Annotated in this window: 11 protein-coding genes; 6 read left to right on the forward strand and 5 right to left on the reverse strand. The window is 62.3% G+C overall.

What is annotated here, in order from left to right; genetic code table 11:
* Positions 1-90 precede the first annotated feature (90 nt).
* From flgJ to V7080_RS13465, 5 genes are all read left to right on the forward strand, one after another.
* The gene (gene flgJ / locus V7080_RS13445; RefSeq protein WP_334188899.1) at positions 91-990 is read left to right on the forward strand and encodes a flagellar assembly peptidoglycan hydrolase FlgJ; all 900 of its coding nucleotides are present in this window, start codon (positions 91-93) and stop codon (positions 988-990) included.
* A gap of 95 nt (positions 991-1,085) precedes the next feature.
* Positions 1,086-2,993 (forward strand): flagellar hook-associated protein FlgK, encoded by a 1,908-nt coding sequence (gene flgK / locus V7080_RS13450; RefSeq protein ID WP_334188900.1) that lies wholly within the window; start codon positions 1,086-1,088, stop codon positions 2,991-2,993.
* Positions 2,994-3,069: 76 nt separating this feature from the next.
* Positions 3,070-4,281, forward strand: a complete 1,212-nt coding sequence (flgL, locus tag V7080_RS13455; protein ID WP_334188901.1) for a flagellar hook-associated protein FlgL — start codon at positions 3,070-3,072, stop codon at positions 4,279-4,281.
* 119 nt (positions 4,282-4,400) lie between these two features.
* Entirely contained in the window at positions 4,401-5,171 is a 771-nt protein-coding gene (locus V7080_RS13460; protein ID WP_334188902.1) for a hypothetical protein, read from the forward strand.
* Between the two features lie 182 nt (positions 5,172-5,353).
* Complete coding sequence (locus tag V7080_RS13465) at positions 5,354-6,256, forward strand: endonuclease (protein ID WP_334188903.1); 903 nt, start codon at positions 5,354-5,356, stop codon at positions 6,254-6,256.
* 69 nt (positions 6,257-6,325) lie between these two features.
* Here V7080_RS13465 and V7080_RS13470 read toward each other — a convergent pair whose 3' ends face one another.
* From V7080_RS13470 to V7080_RS13480, 3 genes are all read right to left on the reverse strand, one after another.
* On the reverse strand, positions 6,326-7,957 hold the full coding sequence (locus tag V7080_RS13470) for a CHASE domain-containing protein (protein ID WP_334188904.1): 1,632 nt from the start codon (positions 7,955-7,957) through the stop codon (positions 6,326-6,328).
* A 378-nt stretch (positions 7,958-8,335) separates the two neighbouring features.
* On the reverse strand, positions 8,336-10,450 hold the full coding sequence (locus V7080_RS13475) for a hybrid sensor histidine kinase/response regulator (RefSeq protein ID WP_334188905.1): 2,115 nt from the start codon (positions 10,448-10,450) through the stop codon (positions 8,336-8,338).
* Positions 10,451-10,454: 4 nt separating this feature from the next.
* Entirely contained in the window at positions 10,455-11,963 is a 1,509-nt protein-coding gene (locus V7080_RS13480) for an ATPase domain-containing protein (protein ID WP_334188906.1), read from the reverse strand.
* A gap of 176 nt (positions 11,964-12,139) precedes the next feature.
* Here V7080_RS13480 and V7080_RS13485 point away from each other — a divergent pair, with 176 nt between their 5' ends.
* Positions 12,140-13,912, forward strand: coding sequence for a sensor domain-containing diguanylate cyclase (locus tag V7080_RS13485; RefSeq protein ID WP_334188907.1), 1,773 nt, complete (start codon positions 12,140-12,142; stop codon positions 13,910-13,912).
* A gap of 21 nt (positions 13,913-13,933) precedes the next feature.
* On the opposite strand, the gene arsC is transcribed toward V7080_RS13485, so the two are convergent.
* Positions 13,934-14,359, reverse strand: a complete 426-nt coding sequence (arsC, locus tag V7080_RS13490; protein WP_334188908.1) for an arsenate reductase (glutaredoxin) — start codon at positions 14,357-14,359, stop codon at positions 13,934-13,936.
* A gap of 95 nt (positions 14,360-14,454) precedes the next feature.
* On the reverse strand, positions 14,455-16,219 hold a 1,765-nt coding region (locus V7080_RS13495), incomplete at its 5' end, for a response regulator (protein WP_334188909.1).

Genomic DNA, 16,219 nt, shown 5'->3' on the forward strand with positions numbered 1-16,219 from the left:
GGGCGCAACTCGACCTCACTACCCCCACCCTAGCCCTCCCCCTGAAAGGGGGAGGGGACCGTCCGGCGATACATTGACCCCGTACAATCCATGATCAACCCCACCGACGCATCCGCAAGACTGGCCATCGACGTCAAAGACGTCGGCGCGTTGCGCCAGGCTGCGCGCGACAATTCGCCGGAGGCATTGAAGGCCACCGCCAAGCAGTTCGAGGCGCTGTTCATGAACATGGTCCTGAAAAGCATGCGTGAAGCTACGCCGCAGGAAGGCATGTTCGACAGCCAGCAAAGCAAGATGTACACCTCGATGCTCGACCAGCAGTTGAGCCAGACCATGGCGTCGCGCGGCATTGGCCTGGCCGATGTGCTGATCCGGCAGTTGTCCAGCGTGGTCAACACCCGCATGGCGGAAGAGCAAGGCGGATCGCCGGAAGCGGCGCTGCCCGCGATCGGCGCACCGGTGATCCCGCCGGCGGCGCCGATGCCGCCATCCTCGGCGGTGGACGGCGCGCGATCGAATTCGTCCAGGCCGGCGCATGTGCGGGAGTTCCAGGAACGGCTTGGCGCACATGCCGATGAAGCCAGCCGCGCCACCGGCATTCCGGCGAAATTCATGCTCGGCCAGGCGGCGCTGGAAAGCGGCTGGGGCAAGCGCGAGATCCGCGCCGCCGATGGCACCACCAGCCATAACCTGTTCGGCATCAAGGCGACCGGCGGCTGGAACGGACGGGTGGTGGAAACCGCCACGACGGAATATGTCAATGGCGTGCCGCAGACGAAGATAGAGAAGTTCCGCGCTTACGATTCCTATGCTGATGCGTTCCGGGATTACGCAAAGCTGCTGAAGAACAATCCGCGTTATGAAAAAGTATTGGCCAACGCCACCGATGTCGCCGGTTTCGCGCAGGGCCTGCAGAAGGCGGGCTACGCAACCGACCCGAACTATGCGGCGAAGCTGACGCGCATTATCAATCATTCATTGTCGGCTTGATAACACAGAGGCGTGCAGATCCGTTTCGCCGGGCGGATTCAAGTTTTTGCGCCGGCTGCCGTTGATGAAGTTATCGCACGAAAGAAGACGACAACATGGGCTCAGGAATCCTCGGTGTAGGGCAAAGCGGTCTCGCAGCCGCCCAGGCAGGGCTGGTAACGACCGGCCACAATATTGCCAATGCGTCCACCCCCGGTTATACCCGGCAGGTGGTGATACAGACTTCCGCCGGATCGCAGGATACCGGTTTCGGTTACGTCGGCAAAGGCACGCAGGTTTCCGACGTCAAGCGGGTCTACAACGAGTTCCTGAATACGCAGGTCACGACCGCGCAGAGCACGAAGTACCAGCTCGATACCTACTATGCGCAGATCAGCCGCATCAATAACCAGTTCGCCGACTCGGTCTCCGGCCTGTCTCCGGTTCTGCAGGATTTCTTCAAGGGTATGCAGGACATGGCGTCCAATCCCTCGTCGACCGCCGCCCGCCAGACCGCGCTGTCGTCCGCCGAAACCCTGGCGGCACGTTTCCAGGGGCTCGACGGCCAGTTGAAGGAAGCCGAAGCCGGGCTGCGCAGCCAGATCGGCACCAGCGTCGACACCATCAACGTCTATGCGAAACAGATTGCCAAGCTCAATGACACGATCGAAAAAGCGCAGGGCAACAGCGACGGCCGCGCATCCAACGACCTGCTCGACCAGCGCGATTACGCCATTGCGGAACTGAGCAAGGAAATCAAGACGACCGTCGTCAAGCAGGGCAATACCTATAACGTCTTCATCGGCAACGGCCAGCCGGTCGTCGTCGGCGCAAAAACCTATGACCTGGTGTCGACCACATCGGCAAGCGACCCGAGCCGCACGGCGGTAGGCTATGTCGCCAACGGGGAGATGATCGAGCTGGCGGACAGCAGCCTGGCCGGAGGCAAGCTCGGCGGCTTGCTGGAATTCCGATCCAAGACGCTGGACCTGGCCCAGAATTCACTCGGCCGGATCGCCACCGGGCTGGCAATGACCTTCAACGCCCAGCACGCCCTCGGCCAGGATCTGACCGGCGCGCTCGGCGGCAGTTTCTTCCGGGTCGGCGCGCCCGATGTGCGCGCCGGCACGGCCAATACGGGCAACGCCGTGGTCGGCGCCACCGTCACCGACGCCAATGCCCTCACGACCAGCAATTACCGCCTGCAGCTTACCGGCGGCAATTACGTCGTCACCCGCCTGTCCGATAACTCGGTGCGCTACTCGAATGCGGCATTCCCGCCGGGGGCCATCGACGGCGTCAGCTTCAATATCGCCTCCGGCGCCTTCGCCGCCGGCGATGAATATGTCATCAAGCCGACGGTGAACGGCGCGAGCGAATTCGGCGTGGCGATCAACGACGTATCCAAGATCGCCGCCGCCGCACCTATCCGCACGGCGGCGCCGCTGACGAACACCGGCACCGGCACGATCAGCGCCGGCACGGTCAACGGTCCGCCACCGACCAACGCCAACCTGCAGCAGCCGGTCACCATCACCTTCACCTCGGCGACAACGTTCAATGTCACCGGCACCGGTACCGGCAACCCGGTCGGCGTGGCGTACACCCCGGGTGGCAACATTACGTACAACGGCTGGACAGTACAGCTCAACGGCTCTCCCGCCAACGGGGACTCCTTCAGCATCGGGCCGAATACCAACGGCGCCGGCGACAACCGGAATGCGCTGCTGATGGCGGCGCAGCAGACCGCCAATACACTGGGCAACGGCACGGCGAGTTACCAGGGGGCCTATGCGCAGCTCGTGAGCCAGGTCGGCAACAAGACGCGTGAAGTGGAAGTCACCGGCAAGGCGGAGAGCAAGTTTCTGGCGCAGGCGGTTGCGGCACAGCAGGCGGAGTCCGGCGTGAATCTCGACGAAGAAGCCGCGAACCTGATGCGCTACCAGCAGGCTTACCAGGCGGCCGGCAAAGTCATGCAGACGGCCGGCCAGCTTTTCGAACTGCTGCTGAATCTGGGAAATTGACGTGAACGACGTGGCCGGTACGGCTTCGTGTTTTCCTGCGGGACCGACAGGCTTAGAGCAATAAGGAATCACAATCATGCGCATCAGCACCAACATGATGTTCGAAAGCGGGTCGACCCGCCTCAGCGAGATGCAGTCCAGCCTCGCCAAGGTGCAGGACCAGATCTCGACCGGCCGCCGCATACTGACGCCTGCCGACGATCCCGTCGCGGCGGCGCAGGCCCTGGTGGTATCGCAATCGAAATCGGCCAACGAGCAATTCGCGATCAACCGGCAGAACGCCGCAGCGTCGCTGTCGCTGGAAGAAAGCGTGCTGCAGAGCGTCACCAGCCTGTTGCAGGATGTGAAGACACTGGTCGTCCAGGCCGGCAATCCGGCGCTCGACGGCAAACAGCGGCAGTTCATCGCCACTGAACTTGCCGGCATCCGCGACGAGATGCTCAGCCTTGCAAACAGCCGCGACGGCGCCGGCAATTACCTCTTCTCGGGTTTCCAGACCAATGTGCAGCCGTTCGCGCAGACCGCCACCGGCGCGCAGTACAACGGCGACCAGGGACAACGGATGGCGCAGGTCGGTTCGGCACGAAAAATGCCGGTCAGCGACACCGGCGCGGCCATCTTTGAATCCGCCAAAACAGGAAACGGCACCTTCGTCACCGGCGCCAACCCGGCCAACACCGGGACCGGCGTTGCGTCGACAGGATCGATCGCCAATGCGGCGGCACTCACCGGCAACAATTACAGCGTGACGTTCACCACCGTCCCCGGCTCGGCTCCTACCTATGCGGTCGTCAACACCACAACCGGCGCGACCCTGTCGGCCGCCACGCCCTACGTCAGCGGCGAAACCATCACCTTCGACGGCATCCAGTTCGATATCAAGGGCAGTCCGGCCAACGGCGACCAGTTCACGGTCCGTCCGAGCGGCAACCAAAGCGTCTTTACCAGCATGACCGAGCTGGTGAACCTGCTCAATGCACCGGTCAACAGCCCGGCGGACCAGGCGCGCCTGTCGATGGGGCTGGCGGCGGCGAACAACAATGCCGGCAATGCGCTCGACAACGTGCTCACGGTCCGGGCGTCGGTCGGCATCCGCCTCAAGGAAATGGAAACGCTGGACAGCCAGGGCGAAGATGTCGGGCTTCAATATGCGCAGCAACTGGAAGAATTGCAGGGACTGGATTACACCAAGGCCATTACCGAGCTGTCGAAGCAGAAGATCATGCTCGAAGCAGCCCAGCAATCGTTCGTGAAGACATCGAATCTGTCGCTTTTCAACTTCCTTTAACAGGTTCTCCCCTGCAAACAGCGCAATAATCGGCCGAAAGCCGCACCGTGCTGTTTTCACCTTGCCCGCAGGCAGGTAGACTCTCTTCGTCTGTCCGCAAGGACCCATCGGGAACCTCCATGTCTGCTTCGCCACTTCTGTCCGCCGTCTTGTCCGCTTGCGCCGCCATCGCCGGCGCGTCTCTGCTGTCCGCCTGCGGCGGCCAGGATCTGTTCTTCAAAACACCGCCGCCCGCATCCATCACGCTCACCGGCGCCGAAGGCCTGTACAGCGGCACCACCAACACCGGCCGCACCCTGACCGCGCTGGTGCTGGAAGACAGCACCCACTACGTGTTTTATTCGGCCATCAACCAGCCGACGCTGATCAGGGGCTTCCTGCAGGGCACAGGCGCGTCGCTGAATGGCAGCTACACGTCGTCGAACTCGCGCGATTTGAATATCGAAGGCCTTGGCGTGCTGGCGACCACCGTCTCCGCCAGTTACGTGCAAAAGAAAACGTTCAACGGTAGCTGGAATACGACCACCACCAACCAGACAGTGACGTTCACCACCAATTACGACACCGCGTACGAAGCGAAACCAGGGCTGGATATCATCGCCGGCACGTACAACGGCTTTCTTGCGGAATCGACCGCCGTCGCCGGCGGGCCCGTTACCAACCTGACCATTTCGTCCACCGGCGCAATCACCATGACCAATGCACCCTGCACGGGTACGGCTGCGGCGCGTGCGAAGGGCAACCTCTACACGATCACGCTGTCCTGCAATACGCCGGCAGTCACGTTCACCGGGATCGGCCAGTACGACACCACCAGCCGGCGCCTGCTGATCGGCACGATGCGCGAGGACCGGACCAACGGGCGGTTGTTCGCGGGTACGAAGCTGTAGGACATACACGCGGCGGCGCGCGGAAGAGGGCACGTCTGTCTTCGTCCCTTTCTTGACAGGCTGAAACATGGACCGAAAATCAGCGGTTCATGATAAATCCGACATCGCTTACTGGATGCGCATCCAGTAAAATGGCCCCGCCCGACGCCGGTCGACCTCCTGCATCCGGCCGGGCTATCCGGATGTCATTCATCGTCATGCCGCCACGTATCTCCGCAGTCGGACTGCTGCCCATGCTTAACCCGGCAAGCAGTTTCGTGTATCCGACCCATATCGACCGAGACAGCATCGACGCACTGCCGTCGCGTCCCGGCATCTATATCTTTCGCGACGAAAACGACCGGCCCCTCTACATCGGCAAGAGCGTCAATATCCGCTCCCGCGTGCTCTCCCATCTGCGTACGCCGGAAGAGGCACGCATGCTGGAGCAGAGCCGCTACGTCGAATTCCAGCGCACCGCCGGCGAGATTGGCGCGCTGCTGCTGGAGTCGAAGCTGATCAAGGACATGCAACCGCTGCACAACAAGAAACTGTTGCGGCGGCGGGAAATGTGCACCTTTCGCCTGCAGCCCGGCCCGCGCGGGCTGGTGCCGGAAGTCGTGTTCGCGCGGGATCATGATTTCGCCCGCACCGACGGATTGTTCGGCTTGTTCGCGACCCGGCGCGCCGCCGTCGAGCGGCTGAGGGAAATCGTGCTGGAACATCGGCTGTGCCCGGCGCTGACCGGACTTGAATCGGCGGTACGCGGCCGCGCCTGCTTCGCGCACCAGATCGCCCGTTGCGCCGGCGCCTGCTGCGGCGCCGAATCGGTCGAACTGCATGATGCCCGCCTCCTGGCGGCGCTGCAGCATATGCGCGTGGTGGTATGGCCCTATCCCGGCGCGGTCGGCATCGAGGAAGAGTGCGACGGCTGGCGGCAAACGCATATCGTCGATCACTGGTTCTACGTCGGCACGATCGATCACAGGAAGGGCGGCAGGCCCGTCAGGCGGCCGGCGAAGGGCGGCTTCGATGTGGACGCCTACAAGATACTGGTCAAGCCGATGCTGAGCGGTGAATTGCGGCTGAAACCGATGAAGTCCTGATCCGTTCCCGATACCGTCGCGCCGACGCCCGTTGACCGCGAGGGTAGGCCAGTCAACCGGCATCCGCGTTCATGAAGCGGCAGTGTCCGCCTGGTACACGCTGACGCCGTTGCGCCCGTTCTTCTTGGCGTCGTACATGGCCGCGTCGGCGTTCTTCATCAGGGATTTTTCGTCCGTGCCGTGATCGGGGTAAAAAGCGACGCCGATGCTGGCCGAGATATGGAAGGTATGGCCGGCGATATCGAAAGGCTGTTCCAGCGCCTGCAGTATCTTGTGAGCGACCACCAGGGCGCCTTCGTCGCTGTCGACCCGCGGCAGCAGCACGACGAACTCGTCGCCGCCGAGGCGGGCGGCGGTGTCCGATTCGCGCTTGCAATGTTGCAGCCGGTTGGCGACTTCGCGCAGCAGCAGGTCGCCCACCGCATGGCCGAAGTCATCGTTGACCGGCTTGAAACGGTCCAGGTCGAGGAACATAAGTCCCACCCTGGTCCTGGCGCGCCGGGCATCGATCAGGGAGCGGCCGAGGCGCTCGCTGACCAGTTTGCGGTTGGGCAGGCCGGTCATCGTATCGTAGAGGGCCAGTCGCATCGCCTGTTCCGCGGATTGCAGGGAACGGGCGCGGTCGTCCAGAAGCAGCCAGGTCAGCAAGGTCAGCAGCAGCGCGATGCTGAGCCCGCCGCGGATGATCAGCGGCGACCGGTCCTGGTCGAAGCGCTGGACGAAGCCGGGTGTGGAGGTCATCGCGACGGTCCACATGTGCTGTGCGATGTCGAGGATGCCGATGCTGTTCAGGTTGCCGTTCGACGCGTCGGCGTCGATATCGAGGATGGCGTCGTACATGCGCTGTTCCTGCACGATGGCCGAGCCGTCGTAGATCTCGAGATCGAGATCGCGTGCCTGTTCATCCTGCAGGCCGACCATCAGGTCGTCCATCCGGAAGGGCGCATATACCCAGCCGATCAGGGCTTCGCGCCGCTCCCTGATCGTCTCGATGCTGACGCCATTGCGATAGACGGGCAGGTACATCAGAAAACCGGGCCTCCCCGTGGTGGCGCCCTCCTGTACCAGCGTCACCTTGCCGGACAATGCTGCCTTGCCGCTGTCGCGTGCCAGGTCCATCGCCGCCCGGCGCTGCGGTTCGGAATACATGTCGTATCCGAATGCACGCAGGTTGTCGCCGTAAAACGGTTCGATGTAAACGATCGGCGCATGCAAATCGCGTCCTTCCACCTGCGGCTGGATGTCATATCCGGGAAAGCCTTCCTTGCGGATCATGTCGACATGCACCGGCTTGCGGTTCGCCGGTACCAGTTCCGCAAAACCGATACCCTGGATGCCGGGATAGCTCAGCTCGATCTGCAGCCTGCCGACATAATTGCCGAATTCGTTCCGCTCGACCTGGTCGGATGACGCAAACAGCGCGACCACGCCACGCAAAACCTGTTCGTACGCCAGCATGCGCTGTTCGATGCGGCGCATCGTTTCCCGCGTCTGGAACTCGAAGTTGCTTTGCAGCGCCAGTTCGGCGTTATTGCGGGCGTCGCGCCACAGTTCGTAGGTGAGCAGGGACGAGAGAATGAACACCAGCGCCGGCAGCAATATGCCTACCCATCGGGTCATCCAGTCCAGCGGCTGGCGAGCATCGGGTGAGGAGTCCTCCCCAGGTTGCCGGCTCTGCTTTGACTGGAGATCCTTGGCCATGCGATGGTGGGTTGCGGTAACAGGATGTTCGGAGGAAGACAATGGGTGGCAATGGAGGCGAGGCAATGACGCAAGGAACTGCCGGTCTGCATCATCCGAAATTGCGTATTGCAACGACGGGACGCTCCATTCCGGTATTCGCCGCGCGCCGCCATCGATATCCTGCAGAATTATTCTGTCAATGCTCGAATTGCGGCGGCAAAAACTAGGATGCCGTTGTTCATGCAGCAAGTCTAGTCGTTGCGATGGTCGCCATATTGATTTTCGACTAACTGTACGTCACTGTTTCCGGTCGAACATCGCACGGCCGACTGCGAAACGCCAGAAAAAAGTCCCGCTGGAACGGGTGCTGGTCGTCCGGAGGCAGCGTCGAGCGTTTCAGGGCGGTGCGGCCAGCGCCTGCCGGGAAGGAGCGGCATCGCCATGGGCGAGTCCGGACAGCGCATAGCGCACGCTGGTTGCCAATTCGCCAAGCTGGAATGGCTTCCGGAGAATGAAACTGCTGCCGACCACCTTGTCCAGCGCCCGCATGTCGAAATAACCGGTCGCCACGATCACCGGCAGATCCGGGCGCACCGCGTGCGCCTTGGCCACCAGCTCGGCGCCGTTCATGCCCGGCATCAGGAAATCGGCAATCAGGAGGTCCGGGTTGTCCATTTCCAGCCGCTTCAATCCGGCGAATCCATCTTCGGCCTGGGTGACGCGGTAACCGAGTATTTCCAGTGAATCGACCATGAACTGGCGTACCGCCACATCGTCTTCCACGACCAGGATGCGGGCCTGCTCGACGCTCCGCGTGCCGGCGGGAGACGTGGAAGCGGTGCTGGCGGCGGCCAGCTCGGGCTCCAGGGGCAGCCAGATTTCCACAGTCGTCCCGCGGCCGAGTTCGCTGTCGATACGTGCAATTCCGCCGGATTGCCGCGCGATGCCGTAGACCTGGCTCAATCCCAGGCCGGTTCCCTTGCCGACAGCCTTGGTGGTGAAGAACGGATCGAATACCTTGTTCAGGATGTCGGGTTCGATGCCGGTGCCGGTGTCGCTGACGGACACCACGGCATACCGGCCCGGCGGCAGCAGACCGCCTTCGGCGGCGCGGACATCGGCGCGTATGGAGAGGGTGCCGCCGGTTGGCATCGCGTCCTTGGCGTTGATCGCGAGATTGAGCACGGCAAGTTCAAGCTGATTGAAGTCGGCGAGCGCCCGCGGCATGTCGGACGGGCAGTCGAAATCGATCGAAATACCCGACCCGAGCGACGCCGACAGCATGTCCTTGACGCCTTCCAGGACGGTCGGGAGCTCGATCGCTTTCAGGTCCAGGCTCTGGTTGCGTGAAAACGCCAGCAGCTGGCTGGTGAGCTTGGCGCCGCGCTGTGTCGCCTTGCGGATCGTGCCGGCCATTTTCTTGACGCGTTCGTCGCTGGCGAGCCGATCGATCAGGTCGACATTGCCGAGGATGACGTTGAGGAGGTTGTTGAAATCATGCGCGATGCCGCCGGTGAGCTGGCCGACAGCTTCCATTTTCTGCGCCTGCAGCAACGCCATCTGCGTGCGTTCGCGTTCGCCGATCTCCTTCATCAGGCGATCGTTGAGCTGCGCCAGTTCGGCGGTTCTTTCCTGGATGCGGCTTTCCAGCGTCTCGTTGAGCTGTCCGAGCGCCCGCTGGCTTTCCTGCAGTTTGGCGTTCGCCTCGATGCGGGTAGTGATGTCGAGCGTCAGGCCGGACATGAAGGCCGGTGCGCCGTCCGGTCCGCGAATGGCCCTGCCGCGCATCTGCAGCCAGTGCACCGATCCGTCGGGCCATATGACGCGGCATTCCATGTCGAAGTCGGCGCCCTGGGCAAGCGCCGCCTCGACGATGTTGGCATGCAGATGGCGGTCGTCGGGATGAACCGCGGCGACGATATCGGCATAGCTGAAGGGCATCGAAGGCGATACGCCGAAGTTGGCCTTGCAGATGTCCGATGCCACCAGCTTCTGGGTCTGCATGTCGAACTCCCACGAACCCAGTCGTCCCGCTTCCAGCGCCATGCGCAGGCGTTCTTCGGCGCGGGTCCGCTGCTCAAGCTCGCTGCGGGCCTGGTACTGACGCTTGCGCGCGCGCAGCGCCGAGGAAGCGGCCTTGCCGAGGGTTTCGGCATTGACGGGCCGCTCCAGCAGGATCACGTTGCTGAGCTGCTCCATTAATTCGAGCGCCGCGCCCCGGCGCGGGCCGTTCTGTTTCGACACCAGCAGCACGAACGGAAAGTCGGACCAGGGTTCCTGGGCCTGCAACCAGGCGGCGAGCGTACCGAGGTCTGCGCCGATCAGCGCTTCCTCCGCCACCAGTGCTGTGCCCGCACCGGCGTCGAGTTCGCGGGTGAATTCACCATGGTTCGCGCAAATATGGCAGTGAAAGCCGTCGAGCCGGAGTACCCGTTCGATTACCTGCGCGTCGCGTCCCTTCGGCGCCAGGACGAGAATGCGTTCCTCGATATGCTGGATGTCGGGTGTCATGCGTTCAATCGCTCGATCCGAGCATCTCGGTAGTGCCACGATAAGCGGGCAGGCCGGACAGAATGCCCTCGAAATTCTGCAGCGGATCGCCGATTTCCAATCCGCGGGAAGTCAGCCGGAACTCGCGGATCGTGTGTTCATGGTCGTTGGTCCGGTTCTTGACGGCGGAGATCGCGGTGAGGATCTTGCCCTTGGCTTCAAAGAAGCGGAAGGCCAGGATCGAATCGCTCAGGTAACTCAGATCGACGTCGGAACGGATGTCGCCCACGAGCCCATGCTGGCCGAGTACCAGCAGCGTGGTGATGCCATGCTGGTTCAGATACGTCAGCAGCTCATGCATCTGGATCAGCAGGAATTTTTCCCCGGGCATTGCCTGCAGATAGGCGTTCAGGCTGTCGATGGCAACCATTTCGACGCGTTCGACACTGACGGCATCATGGATGAGGGCGGCGAATTCGCCGGGCGATTTTTCCGCCGGATCGATCTGGTGCATCTTCAGCTTGCCGTTCTCAAGGTAAGGGCGCAGGTCCATGCCCAGCGCGATACCGCGGGCGATGAAGGTTCCCACGCCTTCGTCGAAAAGGAAATAGGCGGCGCGCTCCCCGCGTTCCAGTGCGGCCAGCATGCATCGCATCGCAGTCGTCGTCTTGCCGACGCCGGATGGCCCCATCAGTAGCGTATTGGTCCCCGATACCAGGCCGCCGCCAAGGATTTGGTCAAGCTCGGGTACGCCGGTGGAACGGGATACGGCTGTGAACTCGCGGTGACGGCCCGCCGCCACGAGGCGCGGGAATACCCGCAAGCCGCCGGTCTCAAGCACGAAATCATGGAAGCCGCCGCTGAATCGCATGCCGCGCATCTTGACGACGCGGAGCTTGCGGCGTTCGGCGCCGAATTCCTCCGCCTTCTGGTCCAGGCTGATAACGCCATGGGCGATGCTGTGCAGTTGCTGGTCGCCCGGCTCCGACGTCTTGTCGTCCAGCATCAGCACGGTGCAGTTTCGGGTCGAGAAGAAATGCTTCAGCGCGAGTATCTGCCGCCGGTAGCGCAGCGGGTCCTGCGCAAGCAGGCGCATCTCCGAGAGGCTGTCGAAGACGATACGGGAGGGCCCCAGGGCATCGATCTGCCGTATCACCGCCTTGGTGGTTTCGCCCAGTTCGATTTCAGACGGGTGGAGTATGGATTGCTCCGAATCCGGGTCGAGTCCGGCATCATTGACCAGTTCGAACAGGTGAATCTTGTCGAGCGACCATCCATGCGTCGCGGCCACTGCCCGCAATTCGTTCGGTGTTTCGGACAGGGTGACGTAAAGGCCTTCTTCGCCCTGGCGTACCCCTTCGAGGAGAAATTGCAGGGCCAGCGTGGTTTTCCCGGTGCCGGGGGTTCCTTCGACAAGATAAAGCCGGTGTGTCGTAAGGCCACCGCCGAGGATTTCGTCCAATCCCGGCACACCGGTGGAGGAGCGATTTGATGCCGATGGCCCGGCGGCGGAAGGTTGAAGCGGGTCGATCATGAAGCAGTTCCTTTTGCGGATTACCCAGTGCGCGCCGCACTGATGCGGATCAGTGCATTTGGTACGTTGGTGATCATATCACCGGCTTTCCCATGCATTTGACGCGTTTCGTTATAGCGTCAAATACCGGCTTGAATGTTGATGCACTGCAACCTTTGCGGTACATTGGTTCAACCATGCCAACTTTCCGAACCGGTTTTGCCAATTCCACCCTGCAGCGGGTGCTGGTGATTCCTTTCGTCATCCTCGTCCTCTGCCTTGCCGGCGTGATTTACTGGGCGTCCCACCGTTCGGGTGAAAGTGCCGGACGGGAGTTTTCCAGGGAAGTGTTGCTCAGCATGGTCGAACGGGTGAACCAGGCGACCGAGCGCTACCTGCAGGGCGCCCGGGTGGCGCTGCAGGCAGTTGCCCCGGACCCGATCTTCTCGCCGTCCGAGAACACCTTCACCACCCTGCAGTTCGACGATGATCTCGACAGGCTGGAACAGCGCATGTGGGTCGCGACGGGATTCTTCCCCACCACGAACGATTATGTCTATTTCGCCGCGGCCGATGGCCGGTTCGTCGGCGTCAACCGCCGTCCGGACCGCATCGAACTTCGCCTGCAGGAACGCGGCGGCATGCCGCGAAACGTCTACAGCGTGTCCGGACCGGGCCGGCGGCTTGGTATCGTACGCACCGACAACTATGATGCGCGGTCACGCCCTTGGTTCAAAAACGCGGTTGCCAAGGGGCAGGAAAGCTGGTCGGCCGTGTACACGGACTTCACCACGCTGGAACCCACCTTCACGCTCACCAAGCCGGTGTATGCGAACCCCGGGACGACCGGCGACAAAGCATTGATCGGCGTCGCGGCCACCGACTTATCGCTCAAGCAGCTGACCGATTTCTTTCAATCACTCACCATCAGCCGCAATGGCGTGGCGTTTATCGTTGAGCGGTCCGGCGGCGTCATCGCCACGTCGACGAACGAAAAGCTCTATCGCCTGCAGGACAAGGCGCTGGTACGCCTGATGGCGGAGCAAAGCGAGTCGCCGCTGTTGCGGCAGGCCTATGCCAATGTCATGCGCTGGCAACAGAGCGGCGCATCGTTCGAACGCCCGTTGTCGCGCGAGTTCGACGGCGACGAAGGCAAGATCCAGGTGGGCGCCACGCTGTTGCGCGATCCGGCCGGACTGGAGTGGATCACCATCGTCGCCGTACCGCGTTCCGACTTCATCGGCAACGTGGCGAGCGTGCTGTTCGAAAGTCTTGCGATCGGCCTGGTCGCGGTGTTCATGGTACTGGTCCTTGGCTTCTCGCTGCTGCAATGGGTGCTGCGCGACATTCGCAAGCTGACCCGCGCGGCACAGAGCATCGGGCAGGGTGAGCCGCTTGAGCCCCTGAACATCCAGCGCGGGGATGAAATCGGGCAGCTTGCCAAGAGCTTCCAGGAGATGGAACGCAACCTGCGCACCGACAAGCTGACCGGCGTGTTGAACCGGGAGTCGCTGATCTCCCAGATCGAGTTCCGGCAACGCAGCGGCGTCGGGCAGCATGCTCTCAAGTTCACGCTATTGTTCGTCGATCTCGACCGCTTCAAGCAGGTCAACGATGAGCACGGCCATGATGCCGGCGACAAGGTCCTGATCGAAATTACGCGCCGCCTCAAGGCAGCCTTGCGCGCGTACGACGACGTGGCGCGCTTCGGCGGCGACGAGTTCGTGGTCTACCTCCACGGCATCGACAATCAGCGGTCCGTCGATGCGGTGTGCGAAAAACTGCGGACGGTCGTCGAGTTGCCGATCGACACCGGCGGCGGATTGACTGTCCAGGTAGGAGCATCCATCGGTGTCGCGAAATTTCCCGCGGATGGCCCGGACATCGATACCCTCATCAAAGTCGCCGACATGCGGATGTTCGACGCCAAGAAAGCCGGAAAGGCCGAACTGCAGCAGACCGAGCCCTGAGTCCGGCGTGGATGGGTTTGCTCAGGTGGCGACCCGATTGCCGTTGGCATCGATGACCGGTTCACCGTCCTCCTTGTTGAAAGCGGCAAGCTGCGGCAGCGGCAATATGTCGAGCACCAGCTCGGAAGGCCGGCACAGGCGCACGGCCTGGGGCGTGACGACGAACGGCCGGTTGATCAGGATCGGATGCGCAAGCATGGCATCCAGCAGCGCATCGTCCGACAGGTCGGGATTGTCGAGCCCCAGTTCGATGTAGGGCGACCCTTTTTCACGAATCGCCTGCCGTACCGTCAGCCCGGCTTTGGCGATCATTTCCATGAGCTGCGCGCGGGTCGGGGGATTGGCCAGGTAATCGACGATCTTCGGTTCAACGCCGGTATTGCGGATCAGCGCCAGCGTATTGCGCGAAGTGCCGCAATTGGGGTTGTGGTAGATGGTGATGTCCATGGTTTTCTCGTTGGGTGCGTCGTTATCGGGGAGCGAAATTGTCGCATACAAAAACGGCCCGCTTGCATGCGGGCCGTTTTGCCTGTCTGAACGATTTACTTCTGCACCCACACCCGCATCAGCGACAGCAGCTGTGCCACGTCGACCGGCTTGGTGATGTAATCCGAGGCACCCGCCGCGATGCATTTGTCGCGGTCGCCCTTCATCGCTTTGGCGGTGAGGGTGATGATCGGCAGCGACTTGAAGCGCGGGATGCGGCGGATGGCCCGCATCGTGTCGTAGCCGTCCATCTCCGGCATCATGATGTCCATCAGCACGATCTCGATCTCCGGGTCGGATTGCAGCACTTCGATGCCGTCGCGCCCGTTTTCCGCATACAGCACCTTCATTTCATGCCGCTCCAGGACCGAGCTGAGCGCGAAAATGTTGCGCAGGTCGTCATCGACCACCAGCACCTTGCGCCCGGCGAGGCCGGCATCCGATGCATTGACTTCATCCAGCATGCGGCGCTGCACGTCAGTGAGGCTGGCGTGCGAGCGATGCAGGAAGAGGGCGGTTTCGGCAACCAGCCGTTCCGGGGAGCGTGCATCCTTCATCACCACCGTCTTGGCGATCCGCTGCAGCCGCACGACCTGTTCCTTGTCGAGTTCCGCGGCGGTATTGATCACGATCGGCAGGTCACGCAGGCTGTCGTCTGCGCTGATCCGGTCGAGCAGGTCGAAGCCGTCGATGTCCGGCAGCGTCAGGTCGAGGATCATGCAATCGAAACGCATTTTCTTCAGAAGATCGAGCGCTTCCTTGCCAGTTCCTGCAGACTTGATGCGGACATCTTCATGACCGACCAGGGCGATGACCGCCTCGCGCTGCACCGGATCGTCCTCGACGATGAGCAGGTTGCGCTTGCCGCCGGTTACGAAATGCTGGATACGGCTGAATTCTTCCTGCATGCGGGCGGCGCTCACCGGCTTGTCGAGGAAGGAGATCGCGCCCTGTCGTAGCGCACGTTCCCGCTCTTTCTGCTCCGACATGACGTGCACCGGGATATGGCGCGTCGCCGGGTCGCGCTTGAGCCTGTCGAGGACCGCCAGGCCGTCCATGTCGGGCTGGTCGATGTCGAGCAGAATGGCGGTGGGGAGATAATCGCGCGTCAGCGTCAGCGCCGAATCGGCCTGCATGGTCACGATGCCCTTGAAGTTTTGTTCCCGGGCATGATCGAGCAGAGACTTGGCAAACCGCTGGTCGTCCTCGACAATCAGCACCGCCGGATCCCCTGGCGCGACCAGCGCCCGGTCGTCGAATGCCACTTCGGACAACTCTTCGGACACGTCATCCGCGGGCTGCTCGGCAACAGGCATCGTTTCCGCCTCCGTTGCGTCCGGCAGGGTCTTGCGCTCGCTGGCGTACACCACATTGGCCTTGAGGACAGGCGTCTGCGAATTGAGCTGGCATGGCAAGTCGGTATTGACGAATCCTTCGCGGCTGTAAGGCAGGTACAAGGTGAACGTGCTGCCGACACCCAGCTCGCTTTCCACCCGGATTTCGCCGGACAGCAGGCGCGCGAGTTCGCGGCTGATCGACAGGCCGAGGCCGGTGCCGCCGTACTTGCGCGCCGTACTGCCGTCCGCCTGCTGGAACGCTTCGAAGATCAGCTGCAGCTTGTCCGAAGCAATACCGACGCCGGTGTCCGTCACCGAGAAGGCGAGTACCGCATCGGCATGCGCAAGGTTCGGATGATCGGCGGTCCATCCGCTGTCGACCAGGCCGATGCGCAGGTCCACCTTGCCATTCGGTGTGAACTTGAAGGCGTTTGACAACAGGTTCTTCAGGATCTGCTGCAGGCGCGTGGTATCCGTCATCATC

This window comes from Noviherbaspirillum sp. (assembly GCF_036846085.1).
Lineage (GTDB): Bacteria > Pseudomonadota > Gammaproteobacteria > Burkholderiales > Burkholderiaceae_D > Noviherbaspirillum.